The 22,618-nt window shown below is 61.2% G+C and carries 17 protein-coding genes; 8 read left to right on the top strand and 9 right to left on the bottom strand.

What is annotated here, in order from left to right:
• Positions 1 to 54: 54 nt before the first annotated feature.
• Both GOQ25_RS02825 and GOQ25_RS02820 read left to right on the top strand, forming a co-directional pair.
• On the top strand, positions 55 to 1,299 hold the full coding sequence (locus GOQ25_RS02825) for a muropeptide transporter (protein ID WP_160349011.1): 1,245 nt from the start codon (positions 55 to 57) through the stop codon (positions 1,297 to 1,299).
• A 96-nt stretch (positions 1,300 to 1,395) separates the two neighbouring features.
• Complete coding sequence (locus GOQ25_RS02820) at positions 1,396 to 2,034, top strand: trimeric intracellular cation channel family protein (protein WP_160348927.1); 639 nt, start codon at positions 1,396 to 1,398, stop codon at positions 2,032 to 2,034.
• Positions 2,035 to 2,157: 123 nt separating this feature from the next.
• Here the strand turns inward: GOQ25_RS02820 and GOQ25_RS02815 are convergent, their stop codons facing one another.
• The 4 genes from GOQ25_RS02815 to GOQ25_RS02800 form a co-directional block, all read right to left on the bottom strand.
• Complete coding sequence (locus tag GOQ25_RS02815; RefSeq protein ID WP_160348926.1) at positions 2,158 to 4,251, bottom strand: hypothetical protein; 2,094 nt, start codon at positions 4,249 to 4,251, stop codon at positions 2,158 to 2,160.
• A gap of 375 nt (positions 4,252 to 4,626) precedes the next feature.
• Positions 4,627 to 6,897, bottom strand: a complete 2,271-nt coding sequence (locus GOQ25_RS02810) for a hypothetical protein (RefSeq protein WP_160348925.1) — start codon at positions 6,895 to 6,897, stop codon at positions 4,627 to 4,629.
• Between the two features lie 749 nt (positions 6,898 to 7,646).
• Positions 7,647 to 8,990: an NADP-specific glutamate dehydrogenase gene (gene gdhA / locus GOQ25_RS02805; RefSeq protein WP_160348924.1), complete on the bottom strand. Its 1,344-nt coding sequence runs from the start codon at positions 8,988 to 8,990 to the stop codon at positions 7,647 to 7,649.
• A gap of 413 nt (positions 8,991 to 9,403) precedes the next feature.
• Positions 9,404 to 10,192 (bottom strand): exodeoxyribonuclease III, encoded by a 789-nt coding sequence (locus GOQ25_RS02800; protein ID WP_160348923.1) that lies wholly within the window; start codon positions 10,190 to 10,192, stop codon positions 9,404 to 9,406.
• A 222-nt stretch (positions 10,193 to 10,414) separates the two neighbouring features.
• On the opposite strand from GOQ25_RS02800, the gene pyrE reads away from it, so the two are divergent.
• Positions 10,415 to 11,080: an orotate phosphoribosyltransferase gene (pyrE, locus tag GOQ25_RS02795; RefSeq protein WP_160348922.1), complete on the top strand. Its 666-nt coding sequence runs from the start codon at positions 10,415 to 10,417 to the stop codon at positions 11,078 to 11,080.
• Between the two features lie 92 nt (positions 11,081 to 11,172).
• Here pyrE and gatB read toward each other — a convergent pair whose 3' ends face one another.
• From gatB to gatC, 3 genes are read right to left on the bottom strand one after another with little or no spacing between them, the layout of a single operon-like run.
• Positions 11,173 to 12,630, bottom strand: a complete 1,458-nt coding sequence (gatB, locus tag GOQ25_RS02790) for an Asp-tRNA(Asn)/Glu-tRNA(Gln) amidotransferase subunit GatB (protein WP_160348921.1) — start codon at positions 12,628 to 12,630, stop codon at positions 11,173 to 11,175.
• Positions 12,627 to 14,171 (bottom strand): Asp-tRNA(Asn)/Glu-tRNA(Gln) amidotransferase subunit GatA, encoded by a 1,545-nt coding sequence (gatA, locus tag GOQ25_RS02785; RefSeq protein WP_160348920.1) that lies wholly within the window; start codon positions 14,169 to 14,171, stop codon positions 12,627 to 12,629. The genes gatB and gatA overlap by 4 nt, the downstream gene beginning before the upstream one ends.
• 3 nt (positions 14,172 to 14,174) lie before the next feature.
• Positions 14,175 to 14,483, bottom strand: coding sequence for an Asp-tRNA(Asn)/Glu-tRNA(Gln) amidotransferase subunit GatC (gatC, locus tag GOQ25_RS02780; RefSeq protein WP_160348919.1), 309 nt, complete (start codon positions 14,481 to 14,483; stop codon positions 14,175 to 14,177).
• A 224-nt stretch (positions 14,484 to 14,707) separates the two neighbouring features.
• On the opposite strand from gatC, the gene GOQ25_RS02775 reads away from it, so the two are divergent.
• From GOQ25_RS02775 to rodA, 5 genes are all read left to right on the top strand, one after another.
• Positions 14,708 to 15,751, top strand: coding sequence for a rod shape-determining protein (locus GOQ25_RS02775; RefSeq protein ID WP_160348918.1), 1,044 nt, complete (start codon positions 14,708 to 14,710; stop codon positions 15,749 to 15,751).
• A gap of 80 nt (positions 15,752 to 15,831) precedes the next feature.
• The gene (gene mreC, locus GOQ25_RS02770; RefSeq protein ID WP_160348917.1) at positions 15,832 to 16,716 is read left to right on the top strand and encodes a rod shape-determining protein MreC; all 885 of its coding nucleotides are present in this window, start codon (positions 15,832 to 15,834) and stop codon (positions 16,714 to 16,716) included.
• Entirely contained in the window at positions 16,703 to 17,272 is a 570-nt protein-coding gene (gene mreD / locus GOQ25_RS02765; RefSeq protein ID WP_370519869.1) for a rod shape-determining protein MreD, read from the top strand. The genes mreC and mreD overlap by 14 nt, the downstream gene beginning before the upstream one ends.
• A 23-nt stretch (positions 17,273 to 17,295) precedes the next feature.
• Positions 17,296 to 19,512: a penicillin-binding protein 2 gene (mrdA, locus tag GOQ25_RS02760; protein ID WP_160348915.1), complete on the top strand. Its 2,217-nt coding sequence runs from the start codon at positions 17,296 to 17,298 to the stop codon at positions 19,510 to 19,512.
• On the top strand, positions 19,509 to 20,645 hold the full coding sequence (rodA, locus tag GOQ25_RS02755) for a rod shape-determining protein RodA (protein ID WP_160348914.1): 1,137 nt from the start codon (positions 19,509 to 19,511) through the stop codon (positions 20,643 to 20,645). Before mrdA ends, rodA begins: the two co-directional genes overlap by 4 nt.
• Here the strand turns inward: rodA and GOQ25_RS02750 are convergent.
• Both GOQ25_RS02750 and GOQ25_RS02745 read right to left on the bottom strand, forming a co-directional pair.
• Complete coding sequence (locus GOQ25_RS02750) at positions 20,642 to 21,505, bottom strand: heme ABC transporter ATP-binding protein (protein ID WP_160348913.1); 864 nt, start codon at positions 21,503 to 21,505, stop codon at positions 20,642 to 20,644. The two genes, rodA and GOQ25_RS02750, sit on opposite strands and share 4 nt — an antisense overlap.
• On the bottom strand, positions 21,505 to 22,473 hold the full coding sequence (locus tag GOQ25_RS02745; RefSeq protein WP_160349010.1) for an iron ABC transporter permease: 969 nt from the start codon (positions 22,471 to 22,473) through the stop codon (positions 21,505 to 21,507). The genes GOQ25_RS02750 and GOQ25_RS02745 overlap by 1 nt, the downstream gene beginning before the upstream one ends.
• Between the last annotated feature and the right edge of the window lie 145 nt (positions 22,474 to 22,618).

Below are 22,618 nucleotides of genomic sequence, written 5' to 3'. Positions count from 1 at the left end.
CGTTACTATGCGGGATGTCTGACGCGACTGACGTCATTGCTGTAGGAGTGTCCTATTTCCGCCGCATCCCGAGTCTATTTCAGCCGCCGTGTCGCTCCCCTGCTCGTGTTGGGGTTCGCCAGCGGCTTGCCTATTGCCCTGACGGGAGGCACGCTGCAGGCGTGGGCCACGGTCGAAGGCGTTTCGCTCACGGAAATCGGGTTTTTGACCCTTGTGGGCTCGGCTTATACGCTGAAGTTTCTATGGGCGCCGCTGCTGGATCGCTATGTGCCGCCCTTGCTCGGTCGTCGCCGTGGCTGGATGTTGCTGACGCAGCTATTGTTGGCCGTGACCATTATGGCGATGGGTTGGATGTCGCCCGGCTCGGCGTTGTTGCCGTTGGCGCTGCTGGCGGTAGCGGTCGCGTTTCTCTCTGCCACGCAGGATATCGTTTTTGACGCCTATAGCACGGACGTGTTGCGCCGCGAAGAAAGAGGCGCGGGCGCGGCGGTGAAGGTGCTGGGCTATCGGCTCGCGATGATTGTCTCTGGCGGGTTGGCACTGATTCTGGCGGATCAATGGCTGGGCTGGGGACCCATGTATGTACTGATGGGTGTGCTCATGCTGCTGTGTTCGGCGGCCACATTGTGGGCGCCCGAGCCCGAGCAGCCCGTCAGCGCGCCTCGCTCATTGCGATTGGCTGTGGTTGAGCCGTTTCGCGAGTTCTTTTCTCGGCGAGGGGCATACACCGTCCTCGCATTGATTGTGCTTTATAAACTGGGCGATGCTTTTGCGGGGGCGTTGTCCACCACGTTTTTGATACGTGGCGCGGGCTTCGATCCGACTGAAGTCGGGACTGTGAACAAGGTGTTGGGACTGGCGGCGACGATTGTAGGCGCGCTGGCGGGCGGCTCGATCATGGCGCGCTGGGGCTTGTATCGATCCCTGATGGCGTTTGGATTGCTGCAGGCGGTGTCCAATCTGGGCTATTGGGTAATTGCGGTCAGTCCTAAGAACATCTGGCTGATGGCCGCGGCCGTGGGCGTCGAGAATCTGTGTGGCGGTTTGGGAACAGCTGCTTTCGTGGCCCTGTTGATGAGTTTGTGCCAGCAGCGTTTTTCGGCGACGCAGTTCGCGCTGTTGTCCGCCTTGTCGGCGGTGGGTCGCATTTATCTGGCGGGACCCTTGACGCCGCCATTGGTGAGTTGGCTGGGCTGGCCGGGGTTCTTCGTGTTTACCGTGCTGATTGCTTTGCCGGGTTTGTTGCTGTTGTGGCATCAGCGCCGAAACATTGACGCATTGGAGCGATCGACGTCATGATGGGCGTGAGGGGCACAGGGATGTTTGATCATGTGCCTCGTGTGAGGGTGATGTCGTGATCGCCACTATGCTGGCCGGCCTGTTCGAGAGGGATTTATGCCTGCAGATACGTCCGCAACGCTGCTGCACATCGTGTTTCTGGTCGCCATCGTGGCCGAGGCGATGACGGCGGCACTGGCGGCCGGGCGTCGTGCCATGGACTGGTTTGGTGTTTGCATTATTGCTTGCGTTACGGCGCTTGGCGGAGGGTCGCTACGCGATGTCCTCCTCGGCCATTATCCATTGACGTGGGTGGGGCATCCCGAGTATTTGGCGATGACGGCTGGCGCGGCCTTGCTGACGGCGTTTATCGCGCCTTGGATGCGGCGATTACAACGATTGTTTTTGTGGCTGGATGCCGTGGGGCTGGTTGCCTTCACCATCATCGGGTGTCAGGTCGCGCAGCAGATGCAGATGTCGACCAGCGTTGTGATGATCAGCGGCATGATTACGGGCTGCGCGGGCGGCGTGCTGCGTGATGTGTTGTGTAATCGCGTGCCTTTGCTGTTTCGCAAGGAGCTGTATGCCAGCGTATCGGTGGTGTGCGGCGGGTTATACGTGATGTTGTGGAAGCAAGGCTTGATGCTGGGAGTCGTGGTGCCGGTGGTGATGGTGGTCGGGCTCACGTTTCGGATGCTGGCGTTGCGATTCAACTGGCAAATGCCGCGGTTTGTGTATCGCGATGAGTGGCATTGACGTTCTGCCTTGTGTGTCCAGCTTTAATCACATCTGAATAAACGATGCCCCTTGGTGTCTGATTGTCAGCCAAGGGGCATCGAAGCGACTTCTCTGTTAGGTTTTATACCGCTCGCTCAAGGGCTAGGCGCGTTTGAACTTAGGGTTGTTCCATTGCTTTAGCGCCTCGTAGTGACGGCCATTGTCTTGCAAAAGCTCGACCTGCTGCTCGAGTGCATTGATCAGTTTCGACCGGTGCGCGAGGAGTTCGGTGGGCGTCATGTGGGAAAAATTCATGGCCTTGTCGGACACGGGCAGCATGGTGTCTTCTTTGCCGAGATGGAAAGCGCGTTGGCTTTCTTCGATCAGTGATTGAATCCGGGCACGATCAGGGCGCAAGGTAGGGGCGTTGTCTTCCTTGTCGAAGCGGATCACCAGATTACGGCTGCCCTGTTTATCTACTTCGGTTTCGAATTCCATTTTTGCCGCGCCGCCGGGCATGCCGTGGCTATGGTCCGCAATGGTCATCCGTTCCATATTGAGATCCGTGAGGCTCTCAAGCTTTTGTTCTTTGGGCAGGGTCAAGAAGTTCGCATACGCGGTCGGGGCGTTTGCCAGGAAGCGGTAAAGTTTGCGCTCGGGGTCTCGAATGACGTAAGCGCCGTCTTCGCGTTTTGATACGACAGGGCCGTTCGCCTGGTCGGTGGGGTTGTTCTGGTTTGACAGCGACTGTGCCTCGATAAAGCGTGCGATCGCCCGCGCGGTGACGAGATCGCTCGGCACCACATCATGGCGGACTTCGTCGCCGACTTTCCGGATATGCAGAACCTCTCCGAAATTCAGTTCGGATGACAGAATCTGGCGAGTCAGGTTTTCGCCAGCTCTGATATCGGCCAGCAGCGCTCGCACCGTAATGTCTGCGGGTCCGCCAGCGTCCATTAGGGTTTTGTGCGCCATCACGTGAACAGCTCCCTTGATATTGGAGTCTTTGGCTGGTTGCGCCAGAGAAGCGAGCATTCCTTCATGGGCTTTCCGGAAAGCCGCCTCGGCATTCTTGTCGGCTAAGGCGAAATCCTGTGGCGCACTCGTAGCGGCCGAGGGGATGATCCAACTCGTCACGAGCTGAAAGTTCTTAATGAGCGACCCCAGCATGGCGTAGAGCGCGTCGCGTGCACGCGATAGCGTGCTGGACTCTGATCCGTGGGTATTGCCGGCGGCGGCGGGCAGGGCCTGCGGGCTGAGCGCAGCCTCGGTTTCTTTGATGGCGCGGTCTAGTGTTTGGCAATAGATCGTACCCATGATCAGGCCGGCCATGAGGCGCTCTGAGGCTTGCTGACGCTGGTCTTCTTGTGTCAGCAGGGACTCTAGCTCTTTCAGGTCGGTTTCAACATCAGCGACGACCCGGTCTATTTCGTTGGTGACCGCGTGAAGGTTCGCTCTTTCGGCTAAGCTTCGAGCGCTCTGGATGGTTCTGCCTGCGCCAAAGGACAGGCCGCCCAACATCCCTCCCAGGCCCAATAAGCCGGTCATGCCGATGCCCGCCACGATGCCTCCATTGGCCGTAGTTTCGGCAGTGTCCGCGGCGGCGGTGACGTAGCCACGTACCTGCGCGCCGTATCGGCCGAGCTTTTCCCAACCCGTGAGCGCAGGCGCATCGATGCGGCCTTCCTCTTGCGGCATGATGGTGATCTGGAGTTGTTCTGCGACGTATTGATTGAGCCCACGAAGTTTTCTATCAATGCGCATGCTTAACGCTTCGGCGAGTTCGAGATGTTTGTCTGCGCGGGGAGGTGCTATGTTGACGGGCTGCGCAGCCGTCGCGCCTGTGAGACGCTCGGCTGTGGCGTGACCGCCATCATAAACGCGACCGATCAGACCGTTCGCGGCGTCAAATGTGTTAGTAACCGCGCCGGTTATTGCGCCAGTTAGAGCATTGAATGGCTCGAAGAGTCCCCAAGTTGATGCGGGCGCGGCGTTGTCCGCGATGGCCTTCTCTTCATCGTCAGGCCCTTCTTCGGCATCGTAGAACACCGCATTTTCCAGGTCGGGATCGGGCTCGGCCTGCGCGCGTGTGCGATTCTCGGTCTGGTAGTCCTCGACCGTCTGATGCTCGCCTAGCCCGCTAGCCTCAGCCTGCTTCAGGAGGTTTTCGTCAAATGCGGTCGCGTGGTTTTCGTGCTGATGGTCCGTGTAATCGATGGAAGGGGCGATATGTGTAGTGGAAGAGTTGATAGTCACGATATGGGGTCCTGAAGTCAAAGCGTTAGGTGATCAGCTGCGATGCTGCAACCCGTCTGTCACCCGATAGAGCTCTAATTGTCCGAATGTGCTCGAAACGCCTGCGTATGCGGTTGTGGCTAGGCGTATGTACGTAGTCAGGAGAGGATGGTGCAGCCCAGCCGGTTCGGGCGGTGTCGGTATTTGCAGCTATGTCCTTCTCTGAGGAACAAATTGGCAGGCATAGTTCTGCGAGCTGAGTACAACTGAGGTTAGGCAATCGTGTGGTCTGTCATGCGCTAGGACATCGTCGCGCGGCTCTTCCACCGGTGTCGGCAGCCCCGTCGATCGAGGTGGGCTCGATGGACGGGGCCTAAGGCTACGAGTTAAGTGCTATTACGCTTGAGCCGCGAGGACGCGGGCGAAGACGGGGTTTTCCCAGTAGCACAGCTCCTCGGCATGACGCTTTTCGGCATCGAGCAGGCGGGACTCATCCTTAAGTTTTTTGTGCAGCTGATCTCGATAGCTCACGATCTCATCAGGCGACATGGTGGCGAAGTTCTTGGCATGTGGAGAAGCGGCAGACACAGAGGCTTCGTGGGGGACCAGGTTCAAGGATTTCTTTCTCGCCAGCACGGCGGCATCGGCGAGTTGCTCTGCGTCAGGTCTGACCGGGGCTTTGGCGTCCTCTTTGCCAAAGCGGATCGCCACTGCCAAAGCACCGTCCTCGCCGACTTGCATTTCGAATTCCATCGTCTGCGTGCCGCCGGGGAAGGAACTGCTGTAGTCGGTGATAGTCATGCGTCCGGCGTTTTTGCTCAGGGCATCCGTGGGCTGTCCGTCATTGCTTTGCGCATTAAGACGAGCGGCGGCCGAACTCGCGAGGAAACTGTACAGTTTGCCGTTTGGATCCTCAACGATATAAGAGCCGTCCTCCTTAGTCGAGACTAAGGCGAATTTCTGCTCCTCGGGGAGTTGTTGGTTAGTGATGGCAAGGGCTTCAATGTAACGAGCGATCGATCGTGCCGTGGTGAGGTTGCTGGGCACCGCATATCGCTGCTCACGTTCGCCGGCTCTCACTGTGTAGTCTATCGCACCGAAGTTCAATTGCGATGTCAAGACGGCGTGCGTGATGTTTTCACCCGCATGGATATCCTTCTGCAGGTCCTCGAAGCGGATTTTTTGCGACCCGCCCGCGCGAACCAGCTTCTCATGAGCGATATAGGGTGCGTTCTCATTGATACGACTGTCGTCCTTGCCCAACGACAAGTATTCGAGCATCGCCTTATGACTAGTACGGAAGGATTTCTCGTCGTGCTCAGCCTTCTGATCGTACCTACGCGCGGTGCTCACGGGGGCAGGCGGGTAGAGATAGTCTTTCAGGGCATTGAATTCTTGGAGAAGCGTATCGACCATTCGATATAAAGTCTCGAACGCGCGATTCAACAGATTCGTCGAGCTACGCGTGGCTTCCGACCTTTCCAATTCGGAAGCGGGGATGGTTTCTACGGGGTTGGCCATCTGCGTCAGTTGCGCGGCACGATTGAGCGTGTCAGTCGTTGGCGTTTCTAAACGGTTAGCCAGAGCCGCGTCGGCCTCTGCGAGGGCGCGCTCAAGCGCTGTTCGATGGAGACTTCGCAGGTCCATCGTGGCTTGCAGACGTGTGTTGACCGCTGCACGATGCTGTTCCTGAGCCTGCAGGGCAGTCAGCATGGCGCGTTTATGGTTGATCGTCTTGGTCGCGGTCTGGACTTGCGCATCGACAGCGGCCTTGTTCGCGTTCTCCGACGTGTTGCGCACACCTTTGACTGTCATGACCGTCGCGACTCCGCCCAGGCCAAGCATGCCGATGGGACCGAGAAGCGTGCCCACGCTCGCGACTGCGCCGGCGTAGCCCAATGTTTCGGCCGTATCCATCAGTGCGGTGGCCGCCCCACGCACACGGCAATGCAAGAGATCAAACTTGTCCCAACTCGAAAGCTGGGCCCTGTCGATGCGGCCGCTGACCGGGCCCTTTGCCGGTTGGTCGGTGAGCGCGGCCACGCGCTGGTGCAACAGATCCAGTTGGTCCTGTATTTCCATCGCGACGCCTTTAGCCTGTTCAAGACGCTGGCTAAAGTGCGTGCGAGGGGTTTCGCTGGGTTCGGGTTGGGTTGTCCCGATGGTCATTGCGCAGACCGCGTTAAGTGCGCGGCTCAATGAATTGAGAGCAGGCGCGTTACTGGCCGATGCTGTCGCGCGGGGAAGGTCGACTTTGGCAGTGTCGTAGTCCATCACCTCAAAGTCGTCGATTTCCTCTGTATCGGCTGACTTGGCGTGCTCTTTAGCGCCCGGCACGGGTTGGTAGCCGTCATTGAAGGTGTCCGGCGGAGAGTCGAGCATAATAAAACTGCGCAGCAGGGAAGACGATTCGTCCGGGGTGTCCCAGGTCTGCGGGTGAGTGTCAGTGCCGTTCGTTGCGCGGGAGGCGTTGAGCACGTCGTCGCCAGATTGGGCTGTGTCGCCGGCGGTTTCGGGTCGCGCGTCGGCCTCGTAGCCTTCGATCAGTCTGAGGTCGCCGAGCAGTTTCGCTGTGGGGGCCTCGTTGCGTAGGTCCGCTTTGCCTGGCGCTTCGTTAATTGGGTAAGGGCTGGGAGGGACGACGGTCGGTATGGAGATGTCGCTCATGTTTGGGATCCTGGTTAAGGTCAAGAGAACGTGGATGGGAATGATCGCGTGCCGCACCTAGGCCCAGCAGGCTGTTCACTGTCCGCAGAGCCTGTAGATCCATTTAGAGAAAGCGTTAGGATCAAGTGGGTGACGGCCGTGGATGGGAGGGCGAGGACGCTTGCTGAGTGCGCAACCGCCTCGCCGGCTGGGTGTTCGTAGCCAGAGGCTACGAACGTGTCGGTTCGGGTTTGCCGAACCAAACAAGGTGTGCGGTGGCTAAGGGCTGGCACGGCAAGAGGTGTTGAGCAATGGTCCACCCGCTTCTACAAAGCAGTTAACGCAGGGCCATGGACGACTGCCACTCGGGCATGGCGGCGCAAGCGAGTTGGGAAGAGGAGACATACAGAATTTCCATGATGAATTGGCAGGCGAGCTGGATGCAGCCTGCCAAGTTGGCCTCAAGATCGGAAGCAGCGAGCTTGATGGCGGATGGAAATGGGGGTATGTGTGAACGTGTGATGAAGCTTTTGGCTTCACCGTCGCGCCCGCATCGCTACTTCTTTGATTGAGGAACGAGGCGCGAGTGTGGGTTCCGATAGCGCGCAGCTATAGGACTAAATGTAGTGGCGGACCGGGAATAACGCGATAAACGTAAATTCAAATTGCCTTGAATGCGTGACCGCTCCTCACGCCGCGAATAGCAGGCAAAAAAAAAGCCCACTACGCAGGTAGCGGGCTCGGAAGCCGATGGGGCCTCGGGCAGCGGTTTAGTACAGACCCTGCTGCAACATGGCGTCGGCGACTTTGACGAAGCCGGCGATGTTGGCGCCGTCCAGATAGTTGACGCTGGTGCTACGGCCTTGACCATGGCGCACGCAATTTTCGTGGATATCGCACATGATGGCGTGCAGACGTTGGTCGACTTCTTCGCGCGTCCACGACAAACGGTTGGCGTTCTGGCTCATTTCCAGACCCGACACGGCCACGCCGCCAGCGTTGCTGGCCTTGCCCGGCGCGTAGAGGACGCCGGCTTCGATGAAGGCGTTGGCGGCTTCGAGCGTGGAGGGCATGTTGGCGCCTTCGGCGACGCACTTGACGCCGTTGGCGATGAGCGTGCGCGCGTCTTCGATGTCCAGTTCGTTCTGCGTGGCGCAGGGCAGGGCCACGTCCACGGGGACATGCCACGGACGCTTGCCGGGAACGTAGGTCAGCTTGAAGAGGCCAGCGTACTCGGCCAGACGGCCGCGCTGCTCGTTTTTCACGCGCATCAGCGCGGCGAGTTTTTCGTTGGTGAAGCCGGCTTCATCGATGACCACGCCATCGGAGTCGGACACCGTGACGACGCGCGCGCCCAGGCGCATTGCCTTTTCAATGGCGTATTGCGCGACATTGCCCGAGCCGGAGACCGAGACGCGCAGACCGTCGAAGGACAGACCGACGCGTTTGAGCATTTCTTGCGCGAAATAGACCGTGCCGTAACCGGTGGCTTCGGGGCGGATCAGGCTGCCGCCGAAGGTCAGGCCTTTACCGGTGAAGACGCTGGCGGCGGAGTTGGAGATTTTTTTCATCATGCCGGCCATGTAGCCGACTTCGCGCGCGCCCACGCCCATGTCGCCGGCCGGGACATCGGTATCCGGGCCGAGGTGACGGTGCAGTTCCAGGATCAAGGCCTGGCAGAAACGCATGACTTCTGCGTCGGACTTGCCTTTCGGATCGAAGTCCGAGCCGCCTTTGCCGCCGCCCATGGGCAGGGTGGTCAAGGCGTTTTTGAGGGTTTGCTCAAAGCCCAGGAACTTCAGCACCGACAGGTTGACCGACGGGTGAAAGCGCATGCCGCCCTTGTAGGGGCCGATGGCCGAGCTGTGCTGCACACGGAAGCCGCGATTGACGTGAGGCTTGCCCTGATCGTCGGTCCAGCAAATGCGGAACTGGATGACGCGCTCGGGTTCGACCAGTCGTTCCAGGAGAGCCTGCTCGGCGTACTGCGGGTGCTGTTGGATAAACGGCCACAAGCTGGACATCACTTCGTGGACCGCTTGCATGAATTCGGGCTGATGGGGGTCGCGCACAGCGACCTGACGCAAGAAGTCGTCAAGACTCTGCAGTTTCAAAGGGAATCTCCTGGGGGCCGCAAACCGGTGCAAGGCTGCCCGGATGTGGTGCGTTTCTGAACCAAATCAGTGCATCAGGCACTGTCACGGTGCGCAATTGTAGGAGCATCCCAAAGCGTACGCAAAGCGATGTAGCCTTGAAAACCCGCGTGAATACTGGAATTACAGCGGGCATAAATTAGGGACAGTTTGCAGGGAAGGAAGCGTTATGCGTATCCGGGAGGCCGGGGTCTATGCATTTTCTTCCCGACACCGCCTGAAGAAAATAATATGTCCCCGTTAATTTTTATTTGCCTCACCATCCACATTTCTCAGGCGATAGCTGAGGTTAGACCGCTGCTGGCGCTGATACAATTTCGTTCAGTGGCCTATGTGTCCCCAATAAAAATGTAGTACTGCTCCCCGGCCTTAAACTACAACGACGCGTCGTAGTCGACGGTCAGTGGCGCATGATCGCTGAATCGTTCGTCTTTGTAGATTGCGGCATGGCGCGCGCGTGCCGCGATGCCGGGAGTCGCGATTTGGTAGTCAATCCGCCACCCGACGTTCTTGGCCCAGGCTTGGCCGCGGTTGCTCCACCACGTGTATTGCTCCGGGCGTTCGTCGATACGACGAAATACGTCGACAAAGCCGCGACGGTCGAACACTTCGGTGAGCCAGGCGCGCTCTTCGGGCAAGAAACCGGAGTTCTTCATGTTGCCCTTCCAGTTTTTCAGGTCGATTTCCTTGTGCGCGATGTTCCAGTCGCCGCAGATGACGAATTCACGGCCGGTCTTTTTGTGTTCGTCCATGAGGCCGTCGAGCCAGTCGCCGAACTGGGCGAGAAATCGGTATTTCGCCTGTTGCCGTTCGTCGCCGCTGGAGCCGGAAGGCAGGTAGGCGCTGATGACGGACAGGTTTTTCCAGTCGGCACGGATGATGCGGCCCTCGGCATCGAATTCCTCGCAGTCAAAGCCGATGGTCACGCGCTCGGCGGCGTTGCGCAGGTAGATGCCTACGCCGCTATAGCCTTTTTTGGCCGCATGGAAGAAATGGCCCGTGTAGCCGGGCGGGTTGCGCAGGTCGTCGGTCAAGTCCGCCTCAGCAATCTTGATTTCCTGCAAGCACAGGATGTCGGCGGCGTGGGTCTGCATCCAAGGCTGCAGGCCTTTACGGAAAGCGGATCGGATGCCGTTGAGATTGAGCGAGGTAATGCGTAACACGACGAGAACTCCTGTATAGCGGTGAGTCAGCGAGGACTGAAGGCAGGACTTTAACCGACTGGGCGCGCGCGCCGGATGACGGAAGCGCCCGACAAGGCGTGGGAGTTAAAATGCGCGACGCGGCAGCGAGGGCTGCGGCGTTGGCAGCTTCCGTTTATCCGCTTGGCGGTTGGGCGCGGGATGCTGCTGCTAATCTGATCATTAATTTGGAACCCCTTTTTTATGGCTACCTCTACCGACTTTGTCCGTTTTGCGCTTGATGAAGGCGTGCTGCGCTTTGGCAGTTTCAAGGTCAAGTCCGGCCGTATCAGCCCGTACTTTTTCAACGCCGGGCTGTTCAATAGCGGCGCCTCGGTAGGGAAGCTCGCGCAGTTTTACGCGCAGGCCTTGTTGGACTCGGGCGTGGAGTTCGACATGCTGTTTGGGCCCGCTTATAAGGGCATTCCGCTGGCGACGGCGACAGCGGTGGCGCTGGCCGGGCATGCCGGGATGCAGGGGCGCGATGTACCGTTTGCGTTCAATCGCAAGGAAGCCAAGGATCACGGCGAGGGTGGCACGCTCGTCGGTGCGCCGCTACAGGGCAAGGTTGTAATCATTGATGATGTGATCACGGCGGGTACTTCGGTGCGCGAGTCGGTGGAGATCATCCGTGCCGCGGGCGCGCAGCCGGCGGCGGTGCTGATCGCATTGGACCGGCAGGAGCGAGCGGGCGCCGATGATGCGCTCTCGCCGCATTCGGCGGTGCAGGATGTGGCGCAGACCTATGGGATTCCGGTCGTGAGTATTGCCTCGCTGGCCGACATCATGACGCTGCTGCAAGGTGACGACGAGTTCGCCAGCCATCGCGATGCAGTCGCTGCGTATCGGGCGAAATACGGCATTCTTTAAACGGCGGGGCGGGCTTCATTCCCGCTGCTCTGTAAAAGTAAAGGCCAGCGTGGTTTGCGCTGGCCTTTTACCTTTTGCAGTGGCTTTACGCCTTATGCGTCGAGCTTTTGCTTGAGCAGTTCGTTGACCTGCTGCGGATTGGCCTTGCCCTTGGCGGCTTTCATGATCTGGCCCACCAGTGAGTTGAAGGCTTTCTGCTTGCCGGCGCGGTATTCCGCGACAATGGCAGGGTTGGCGTTAAGCACCTCGTCGATCATCGCGCCGATGGCGCCGGTGTCGCTGATTTGCTTCAAACCACGGGCTTCGATGATGGCGTCCGGATTGCCACCTTGTTCGCCCGCCCACATGGCGGCGAAGACATCGCGGGCGATCTTGTTGGAGATCGTGCCGTCCAGGATGCGGCCGATCAGGGCTGCCAGGGCGGGGGCCTGGACCGGCGCGTCGGCGATGTCTTTTTCCTCGCGATTAAGCGTGGCGGTGACTTCGCCCATGACCCAGTTGGCGGCCTGTTTGGCCTGGCCGGCCGGCAGGGCCCGCGCGACGGCTTCGAAGTAGTTCGCCACGTCGCGGCTGGCGGACAGCTGGGCGGCGTCATAGGCGGACAAGCCATAGTCGCGCACAAAGCGTTCGCGCAGGGCGGCGGGCAATTCGGGCATATCGGCACGCACTTGCTCGATCCATTCCGGCGAGATGATGAGCGGCGGCAGATCAGGATCGGGGAAGTAGCGGTAGTCGTGCGCGTCTTCCTTGCTGCGCATGCTGCGGGTCTCGTCGCGGTCGGCGTCGTAAAGACGCGTTTCCTGTACGACCGTGCCGCCGTCTTCGATAAGTTCGATCTGGCGACGGGCCTCGAACAGGATGGCGCGTTCGAGGAAGCGGAACGAATTCACGTTCTTGATTTCGGTGCGGGTGCCGAATTCCTTCTGACCGACCGGGCGCACGGAGACGTTGGCGTCACAGCGGAAGGAGCCTTCTTGCATGTTGCCGTCGCAGATGCCGAGCCAGACGACCAGGCTGTGCAGGGCACGCGCGTAGGCAACGGCCTCCGCGGCCGAGCGCATCTCTGGTTCCGTGACGATTTCCAGCAGAGGCGTGCCGGCGCGGTTCAGGTCGATGCCGCTGGCGGGGTTGCCGTTGGCCAGCGTGAAGTCGTCGTGTAGCGACTTGCCGGCGTCCTCTTCGAGGTGCGCGCGCGTCAGGTTGACGGTTTTTTCCTCATCGCCGACGAAGAACGAGATCGAGCCGCCCTGAACCACGGGCAATTCGTACTGGCTGATCTGGTAGCCCTTGGGCAAATCGGGATAGAAATAGTTTTTACGCGCAAAGACCGAGCGCGGCGCGATAGTGGCGCCCACGGCCAAGCCAAAACGGATGGCGCGTTCGGCGGCGCCGCGGTTCATGACGGGCAGGCTGCCCGGCAAGGCCAGGTCGACCACGTTGGCTTGCGTGTTGGGCGCGGCGCCAAAACGCGTGCTGCTGCCCGAAAAAATCTTGGCGTCGGTGGAAAGCTGGGTGTGCGTTTCCAGGCCAATCACGATTTCCCAGTTCATTGCTCACTGCCTCGCTGGCCGGGCACGCGACGGTGCCAGTCGGTGACTTGTTGATAACGGTCGGCGATGGCCAGGAGGCGGCCTTCGTCGAAATAGTTGCCGATGATTTGCAGGCCGACAGGACGGCGCTGACCGGCGCCGCCAAACCCGCAGGGGACGGACATGGCGGGCAGGCCGGCGAGGCTCACGCCCAGCGTATAGACGTCGGCAAGCCAGTCGGCAGTAGGGTCGTCGCGGTTTTCGCCGAGATCTTTTGCCACGGTGGGGGCGACCGGGCCCATGATGACGTCGCAATGATCGGCAAAGGCGCGCTGGAAGTCCTGGGCAATCAGGCGGCGCACGCGCTGCGCTTGCAGGTAATAGGCGTCGTAGTAGCCGTGAGACAGCACATAGGTGCCGATCAGGATGCGGCGCTTGACCTCGTCGCCAAAGCCTTCGGCACGCGAACGGGCAATCATTTCGTTGAGGTCGGCATATTCCTGCGCGCGGTGGCCGTAGCGCACGCCGTCATAGCGGGCCAGGTTGCTGGAGGCCTCGGCGGGGGCGATGACGTAATAGGCCGGGATGGCCAGCTCGGTGCGCGGCAGCGAAATCGATACACGCTCGGCGCCGAGGGATTCGAATTGCGCGAGGGCGGCTTCGACGGCGGCGGCGACATCCGGGGCGAGGCCCGCGCCGAAGTATTCCTGCGGAACACCGATACGCAGGCCTTTGAGCGGCTGGCTGCCCGAGGCGTCGTAGCCGGCCTGAGCCGAATCGAAGGCGGCGCGGATGCGGCCCGGGACATTGGGCGCGCCGTCGCAGCTCTCGAGACTGGTGGCGTCAGCCGGATCGAAGCCGCTCATGGGGTCGAGCAGTTCGAGCAGGTCACGGCTGCTGGGCGCGAGCGGGCCGGCTTGGTCCAGGCTGGAGCCAAAGGCCACCATACCGAACCGCGAAACGGTGCCGTAGGTGGGCTTGATGCCGCTCACGCCGCAGAGCGCAGCCGGTTGGCGCACGGAGCCGCCGGTGTCGGTGCCGGTGGCGGCGGCGACCAGACGCGCTGCGACGGCGGCCGCCGAGCCACCCGAGGAGCCGCCGGGAACGGCATTGGCGTCCCAGGGGTTACGCACGGGGCCGTAGGCGGAGTTTTCATTGGCCGAGCCCATGGCGAATTCGTCGCAATTGAGCTTGCCCAGCGAGACGGCGCCGGCGGCCTGCAGGCGCTGCACGACGGTGGCGTCGAACGGGCTGGCATAGCCCTTGAGCATCTTGCTGCCGGCGGTGGTGTGCCAGCCGCGCGTGACGAAGGCGTCCTTGTGGGCGATCGGGATGCCCGCCAGGGGTCCAGCGGTGCCGGCGGCCAGGGCCGCGTCAGCCGCGTCGGCTTGCGCGAGCGTGAGCGCTTCGTCCACGTGCAGGAAGCTGTTCAGATCACGGGCAGCGTCAATCGCGGCCAGCGCGCTCTGAGCCAGCTCGCGGGCGCTGACCTGGCGCTCGGCGAGCGCGGCGCGCAGTTCGGCGATCCCGCCGAATTGGGTGTGCAAGGCGGAAGTAGACATGATTTATTCGATGACCTTGGGGACCAGGAACAGGCCGTCTTGCGCGTCCGGGGCGTTGGCCAGGAGTTCGGCGCGTTTGGCGTCGGAGGCGATTTCGGTCACGGCGTCCGGGCGCAGACGCAGGCTGATGTCCTGGTGCGCCGAAAGTGGATGCGCGAGCGGCTCGACCCCGGCGGTATCGGCGGCCTGCAGGCGTTCGATCAGATGGAGGATGCCATTGAGCTCGTCCTGCGCGCGGGCGCGCTGGTCGGGAGTCAATTCAATTCTGGCCAGCCGGGCAATGCGGGCCACGTCTTGTTCGTTGAGCGCCATGTAGGGGAATATGAGAGAAATCGAAGGAGTCGCAACGGAGCGGGCTACGGGTTTTGCGCAGCCCGGCCCAGATGACAAAGCATGTAATACCACTATTTTTGCGCTATTTAGAGGGAAATTATAAGTTATCATTCACGGTTTAATCGCTGCAGCTTGGCGGCGGGCTGGTGCATATGGCCTGCGCGCTGCGGCCCGGCACTATTTCTGAATCTCGCTGAGCCCTCATGTTCGGATTCCTGCGCAGTTATTTCTCCAGCGATATGGCGATCGACCTCGGTACCGCCAATACGCTGATCTACGTCCGGGGCAAGGGCATCGTGCTCGACGAGCCTTCGGTCGTCGCTATCCGCCATGAAGGCGGACCCAATGGCAAAAAAATCATCCAGGCCGTCGGTCAGGAAGCAAAACAGATGTTGGGCCGTGTGCCCGGCAATATCGAGGCCATCCGGCCCATGAAGGACGGCGTGATCGCCGACTTCACGGTGACCGAGCAGATGCTCAAGCAGTTCATCCGCATGGTCCACCCGCGCAACATGCTGGCCCCGAGTCCGCGCATCATCGTGTGCGTGCCTTGCGGTTCGACCCAGGTCGAGCGCCGGGCAATCCGCGAATCGGCTCTGGGCGCGGGCGCCTCGCAGGTGTATCTGATCGAAGAACCGATGGCGGCGGCAATCGGCGCTGGTCTGGCGGTATCGGATGCCAGCGGCTCGATGGTGGTCGATATCGGTGGCGGTACGACCGAAGTGGCCGTGATCTCGCTGGGCGGCATGGTGTACAAGGGTTCGGTGCGCGTGGGCGGCGACAAGTTCGACGAAGCCATCGTGACCTATATCCGCCGCAATTACGGGATGTTGATCGGCGAACCCACTGCCGAATACATCAAGAAGGAAATCGGGTCTGCCTTCCCCGGCTCCGAGGTGCGCGAAATCGAGGTCAAGGGTCGTAATTTGGCCGAAGGCGTGCCGCGCAGCTTCACGGTGTCGTCCAACGAAATCCTGGAGTCGCTGACCGATCCGCTCAACCAGATCGTGTCCGCCGTCAAGATTGCGCTGGAACAGACGCCGCCGGAACTCGGTGCCGACATTACCGACAAGGGCATTGCCCTGACCGGTGGCGGCGCCTTGCTGCGCGATCTGGATCGGCTGCTCCAGGAGGAAACCGGTCTGCCCGTGGTGGTGGCCGATGATCCCTTGACCTGCGTGGTGCGCGGCTGCGGCGAAGCGCTCGAGCATCTGGAAAAACTCGGCGCGATTTTCATCAACGAATAAGTCTGTGTGGTCAGCGGGGCGTCACGCAGAGGGCGACGCCCGGCGTGATCGATCCCGACTGACGCCGAACCTGGGTTTTCATGCAACGACAAGGGTCTCCACCGCTGTTCAGGCGTGGGCCGCCGGTAGAAATCAGGCTGGCCGCCCTGGTTACCTTGTCGGTCATCCTGCTGGTGCTCGACGCGCAATTCCATTTGCTCGAGCCGGTGCGCCGCGCCATCTCTATCGGTCTATATCCCTTTCAGCGTACGGTGATGGCGCCGCGCGATCTGACGCGGCAATTCACCGAGTGGTTGGATGCGGCCAACAACAATCGCGCCGAGAACGAGGCGCTGCAGCGGCAGCGGATCGAATTGTCGCAAGTCACCACGCACGCCGCGCAGCTGGCGGCGGAGAACGCGCAGCTTCGGCGGTTGCTGGGCGTGACCGACACGGTGGATCAAGCCACGGTGGTGGTCGAGGTCCTCTATGAGCCGGCCGACAGTTTCCAACAACGCCTGGTATTTAACAAAGGCAGTCGAGACGGCCTGGCCGCGGGTATGCCCGTGATCGATGAGGGCGGCGTGGTCGGCCAGATTGTGCGCGTGACGCCGCAAGCGTCCGAGGCGGCGCTGGTGACGGACGAAAGAGTGTCTGTCCCCGTACAGGTGCTGCGCAATGGCTTGCGGCTGATCGCATTCGGGTCGAACACGCCCGGCCGGATGGAGGTGCGTTACCTCGCGGCGAACGCGGATATCCAGGAAGGCGATACCATCGTAACCAGCGGCGTGGGCGGATTGTTCCCCGCCGGTTTGCCGGTCGCCAAGGTGCTGACGGTCGAGCGCGATACCGCCTCGGGCTTCGCGCGCGCGGTGTGCGAACCGCTCGCCCACCCCGAACGGCATCGCCATTTCCTCGTGCTGCAGGTGGATGTCGCTCGTGCTGGATCCGAGCTTAAGGAGGCCGAGTCCGGTGGATCGCAATAACCATTCATCTGTATCGCGAGCGTATCGGCGAATCGGTACGCCTCGCAATGTGCCGCCGGAACATCTGGCGAGCTCGGCGAGTGTGTTTGTCGTATGGGGCACGGTACTGGTTGCGTGGCTGGTGTCGATGCTGCCCTGGCGAGTGTGGGAAGGCGCACCCGATGTGCTGCTTTTGGTGATCGCGTTCTGGTGTGTCCACGAGCCGCGCCGCATCGGTTTGACGGCCGCGTTCTGCTTTGGATTGTTGATGGATGTGCATGATGTCAGCGTGCTGGGCGTGCATGCGCTGTCGTATACCTTGGTGGCGTATGGCGCGGTGGCCCTGCACCGCCGGCTCGTGCATTTTGACTTGCTGAGGCAGGCCATCCATATGCTGCCTGTCTTTTTCGTGGCGAGACTGGTGCAGCAAATCGTCACGGCCTGGCTGGCCGGAAGTTGGCCTGGTTGGGATTGGGGCATTAGCGTGCTGCTGATGACGGCGATGTGGCCGGTGCTGGGCTTCGTGCTGCATTTGCCGCAGCGGGGCGCCGACGATGTGGACTCCTCCGCGGTCTAGCGCCCCGGGGATGATGGCCCGTCATGTTTGAGTTCAAGAAAACCGCGATCCAGCAAAAGCAGCGCTTTGCGCTGCGCGCGTGGGTGGGCGGTTTGTTCGCGCTGGTGTGCTTCGGCGTGCTGGTCGGGCGGTTCTGGTATTTGCAGGTGGATCGCTACGAAGGCCTGTCCGAGCGCGCCGATCGCAACCGCATTGCGGTGGTGCCTATCCCGCCGCGTCGTGGCGAGATTCTGGACCGCAATGGCGTGGTGATGGCCAGGAACTACCGGACCTATACGTTGGAGGTGGTGCCCGGCCAGGTAGGCGACATTGATGCCATGCTGGAGCGGCTGACCCCGGTGGTTTACATCAGCCCTGGGGATCAACGCCGGTTCAAGCGCCGGGTCAAAGAGTCCGGGCGTTACGCCAAAATCATCCTGCGCAATAACCTGAACGACACCGAGGCATCGTGGTTTGCGGCGCATGCGTTTGAATTCCCGGGCGTGGAATTGCGCGCGCGCTGGGTGCGGGAGTATCCACAAGGCGCGACGGCAGGCCATGTGGTGGGTTACATCGGCCGTATCTCGGAGAGCGATGTCGAAGCGCTGGAGGAAGCCGGCGAGCTAGGCAATTACCGCGGCACGGACGTCATCGGCAAGAAGGGCATTGAGAAAAGTTGGGAAACCGCGCTGCATGGCAAGACCGGGTTCGAAGAAGTCGAGGTCAACGCGAGCGGCAGACCGATACGTACGTTAAAGCGTATCGATCCCGAGCCCGGTGTGGATGTGATGCTGTCGATCGACCTGGGCTTGCAGCGTGTGGCCGAAGAGGCTTTCGGCAAGCACCGCGGCGCGCTGGTGGCGATCGATCCAAATACAGGCGAGGTGCTGGCGTTCGTGTCCAAGCCCGCCTTTGATCCGAATCTGTTCATCGACGGCATCGATGTAGAGAACTGGCGGCTGCTGAACGAATCGCCGGATCACCCGCTGATTAACCGGCCGCTTTATGGCACCTATCCCATCGGATCGACGTATAAGCCCTTTGTTGCCCTGGCCGCGCTGGAGCTGGGCGTACGCGATGCCAAGACGCGGTTCTCCGACCCTGGTTATTACGAGTTCGGCAACCAGCGCTTCCGTAATGCGGGCGGCGCGGCCTATGGCATGACGGACATGCACAAGGCGATTGTGGTGTCTTCGGATACGTATTTTTATTCGCTGGGCCCGGAGATCGGCGTGAATCGGCTGCATGACTTTGCCAAGCAGTTCGGCTTCGGTCAGATCACGGGGATCGATCTGGATGGCGAGCGTATGGGCGTGCTGCCCTCTACCGATTGGAAGCGTCGCGCTTATAAAGACCGGAAACAACAGCAGTGGTATGCGGGGGAAACGATTTCGGTCGCGGTGGGGCAGGGGTATAACTCGTTCACCTTGCTGCAGTTGGCGCAGGCGACGTCGACCTTGGCGAACTACGGCGCCTATCGCAAGCCGCATCTCGTGCATGCCACCCGAAATGCCGATACGGGCGAGACCACGCCCACGCCGTCTACACCCGAATACCGGATCCCTTTAAAACGGGAAAACGTGGATATCGTCAAGAATGCGATGGTTGGCGTGGTCCGCAGCGGGACGGCGCGGCGGGCGTTTGCCAATACGCCGTATCAGGCGGCCGGCAAGACAGGTACGGCACAGGTGTTCAGCCTGCGTGGGGGAAAGTACCGGGCGGCCGAGATCGACGAGCGCTTGCGCGATCATGCGCTTTTCATGGGCTTTGCGCCGGTCGAGAATCCCAGCATCGCGGTGGCGTTGCTGGTGGAGAACGCCGGCTGGGGCGCCAGCGTCGCGGCGCCGATTGCGCGGACCGTGTTCGACTATTGGCTATTGCGTCACAACGAGCAAACGCCGGGGACGTCGGTGCTCGCACCGTCGGGGGTTTCGCCTTTGAATGTGCCGCCGACCCAGCCTGCGTCCGAGCCGGAAGACGAAGAAATGATGGTGCCCGAACGGGTGCCCGGCGCCACGCGGCCGGAAGATCCGGTGGAGCCCCCGCCCGGCGTAGTGTTGGGTGAGCTGTCAGACGAGGAATCCCTCCCGCCCCTGGTGCCCGGCTCGGATACGCCGCCGCCCAATTTGCGACCACGGCCCGCGCCGAAACCCGCGCCCGCGCCCCAAGCTCCTACCGTGACGCGACGCCCGTATACGGCGCCCGCGTTGTCAGATCTGACGGACTTGTTTGAGTCTTCTGGCTCGAGGGTCAAGCCATGAAACGTCTAGGCGCCATTCTGGCGCGTGTGTTCCTCGCGTTCGATTGGCCGTTGCTGGTCATCCTCTTGCTCTTTGCGGCTCTGGGGCTGACGATCATGCATTCGGCCGTCGGGAGTACCGATTGGCGCTTTGCCGAGCAATCGCGCAACTTTTTGATCGCCTTCGGAGCCATGTGGGTGGTGGCATTGGTGCCGCCGCCCATGTTGATGCGGCTGGCCTTGCCGTTTTACATCGTCGGTGTGGTGCTGCTGTTAGGGGTGGAGTTTTTTGGCGAGACCAGCAAGGGAGCAACGCGCTGGCTGAACCTGGGTGTGACCCGGATTCAGCCTTCGGAAATGATGAAGATCGCGGTGCCGATGATGCTGGCCTGGTATTTCCAGCGGCATGACGGCGAGGTGAGGATACGGGACTTCTTTGTCGCTGCCGCGATGTTGGCCGCGCCGTTTGGATTGATCGTCTTGCAGCCCGATCTCGGCACGGCACTGCTGGTGTTCGGTACTGGGTTTTGCGTGATCTATTTCGCTGGTTTGTCGTTCAAGCTGCTGACGCCTATCGTGATTGCCGGCGTGATTGGCATAGGGACGTTGATCTATTACGAAGACCAATTGTGCGAACCCGCCGTGGACTGGGTGGTGTTGCATGACTATCAAAAACAACGTGTCTGCACCCTGCTCAACCCGAGCTCGGACCCCTTAGGCAAGGGCTTTCACACGATTCAGTCGATGATCGCGGTGGGCTCGGGCGGCTTATACGGCAAGGGCTATATGCGCGGCACGCAGACGCATCTGGACTTTATTCCCGAACGTACGACGGACTTTATTTTCGCGGTCTATGCAGAGGAGTTCGGTCTGTATGGCGGCGTGGCGATGCTGCTGTTGTATGCGCTTTTCATTGCGCGCGGCTTGACCATCGCGAGGCGGGCGGCGACGCAGTTTGGCCGGTTAATGGCCGGCGCGCTGTCGATGATGGTGTTTATCTACGTCTTCGTGAATATCGGCATGGTGACAGGCATCTTGCCGGTCGTGGGCGTACCGCTGCCCTTTATGAGCTACGGTGGTACCGCGTTGCTGACGATGGGTATCGCCTGCGGGATTTTGATGAGCATCTCGCGATATCGGGGCGAGCCGGCTTAGCGCGGTAATACGAGCAAGCGTCCCGGTTGCGTCGGGTGCCGCAGTACATCCGCATCGATGTCGTAGATGCTGCGTAGGTTCGCCGGTGTGAGGACCTGTGCGGGCGTGCCGTACGCGATGATCGTGCCACCACCTAGCAAAATGAGTTCATCGCACCAATGCGCGGCAAGATTGATATCGTGCAGGCTAATCAATGCGCCGATGTGGCGTTGATCGGTCAGTTCAGATGTGGTGCGTAGCAGCTCGATCTGATGGCGTGGATCCAAGGCCGATATCGGCTCATCGAGCAGCAGGTAGCGTGGTGGATATTCGGCTTCTGCACCGGCACCGGCACCGGCGTCGGTCGTGCCATCGGCGCGGCCCACGTCCGTCTGTGTGTTGGTGTCGGGCAGAATGACGAGCATCTGGGCCAGCACGCGCGCGAACTGCACGCGCTGCTGTTGGCCGGCGGACAGGCTCAGGTAAGGCGATCCATACAGATCGGCGACGCCCGCCAGTGTCATGGCTTCATGGACCAGTTGCTCGACCGCAGCGGGAGCCAGTTCAGGAAAGGGATAAGCGCCTGCGCTGACGACTTCGTGGGCGCAAAGGTCAAAGCTCAAGGCCGGGTTCTGAGGCAGTACCGCGCGCTGTCGCGCCTGCGCTTTCGCGCTAAGCGAGGCGAGCGGCGCGCCGTTCAATTCGACTTGGCCGGCGTCCAGAGTCAGCTCGCCCGCCAAGGCGGCGAGCAGCGTGGACTTGCCGGCGCCGTTTGCACCCAGGAGGCCGATCATCCGGCCGGGGACGAGCGTGACCGTGATGTCGCGCAAGATGGGCTTGCCATCCCGCGATACGCACAGATTGTTTGCTTGCAAGGCCATCAGAATCGCCGGGCTCGGGTCAGGAGCCAAAGAAAGAAAGGACCACCGATGAGGCCAGTCACCAAGCCTATCGGCAGCTCGGCGGGCACGACCGCGACGCGAGCCGCCCAATCCGCCACGGTGAGTACCAAGGCCCCCAGCAGCATGGAGCCTGTGAGCAGCCAGCGGTGATCGGGGCCCATCAATAGCCGCACCAGATGCGGCACGATCAGGCCGATAAAGGCGATCCCGCCCGTCGCCGCGACCAGCGGTCCGATGATGAGCGCCGTCACGACGACGAGCTTGCGACGCACGCTGACCATATCAAAGCCTATGTGGTGCGCCTCGCGTTCACCCAATAACAGTGCGTTCAAGACCCGCCATTGGCGCAACAGCCAGAGCGAGCAAAGCAGGGTCCAGGGAGCGAGCACGGCGAGCATGGGCCAGGAAGCGCCGGCCAGACTGCCCAGATTCCAGAAAGTCAGGTTGCGCAGCTGCGCATCCGAGGCGAGATAAATGAGAACGCCGATCAGGCTGCTGGCGATCGTGTTAATCGCAATACCGGCCAATAAGATGCCCGCAACGCCGGCCATACGTCTGCCGACGGCATAAGCGGCCGCGGTGGCGAGCAGACTACCCACGAACGCCGCCGGTGCCGTGACGGCGAGGCCGCCGGCGGTCAACACAATGGACGCGACGGCGCCCAGCGCACCTCCCGCTGAGATGCCGATCAGGCCCGGTTCCACGAGGGGATTGCGAAACAGGGCCTGCATGGTCGCCCCAGCGATCGATAATCCCGCGCCTGCGACGATGGCGAACAGCACGCGCGGCAGGCGAATTTCCAACAGGATCTCGCGCCACAGCAATTGCGTGTCATCGGTCGCACCGAATATCAGGATGTGTACAGCGTCGCTGACCGGAATATCGACCGCGCCTCGAGAGGCGGCAAGCAGTCCGACGAGCAGAACGGCGATACCCAGCACAATCAGCAGCGCAGGCCGGCGAGGCGTTGCGGTGGACGGGAGGGGGCGAACAGAATGGGAAAGCGGCACAGGGCGTCTCCGGCGGCCTGATGACCGGGACTAGGCATTTTAAAGCCAAGCGCTGTGGGGGCTGGCGCGAGTGCTGCGCTAC

Origin of the sequence: Bordetella sp. 15P40C-2 (genome assembly GCF_009763235.1) — a bacterium.
Taxonomy (GTDB): Bacteria; Pseudomonadota; Gammaproteobacteria; order Burkholderiales; family Burkholderiaceae_B; genus Bordetella_A.
This window is presented reverse-complemented; position numbering and strand designations above follow the sequence as displayed.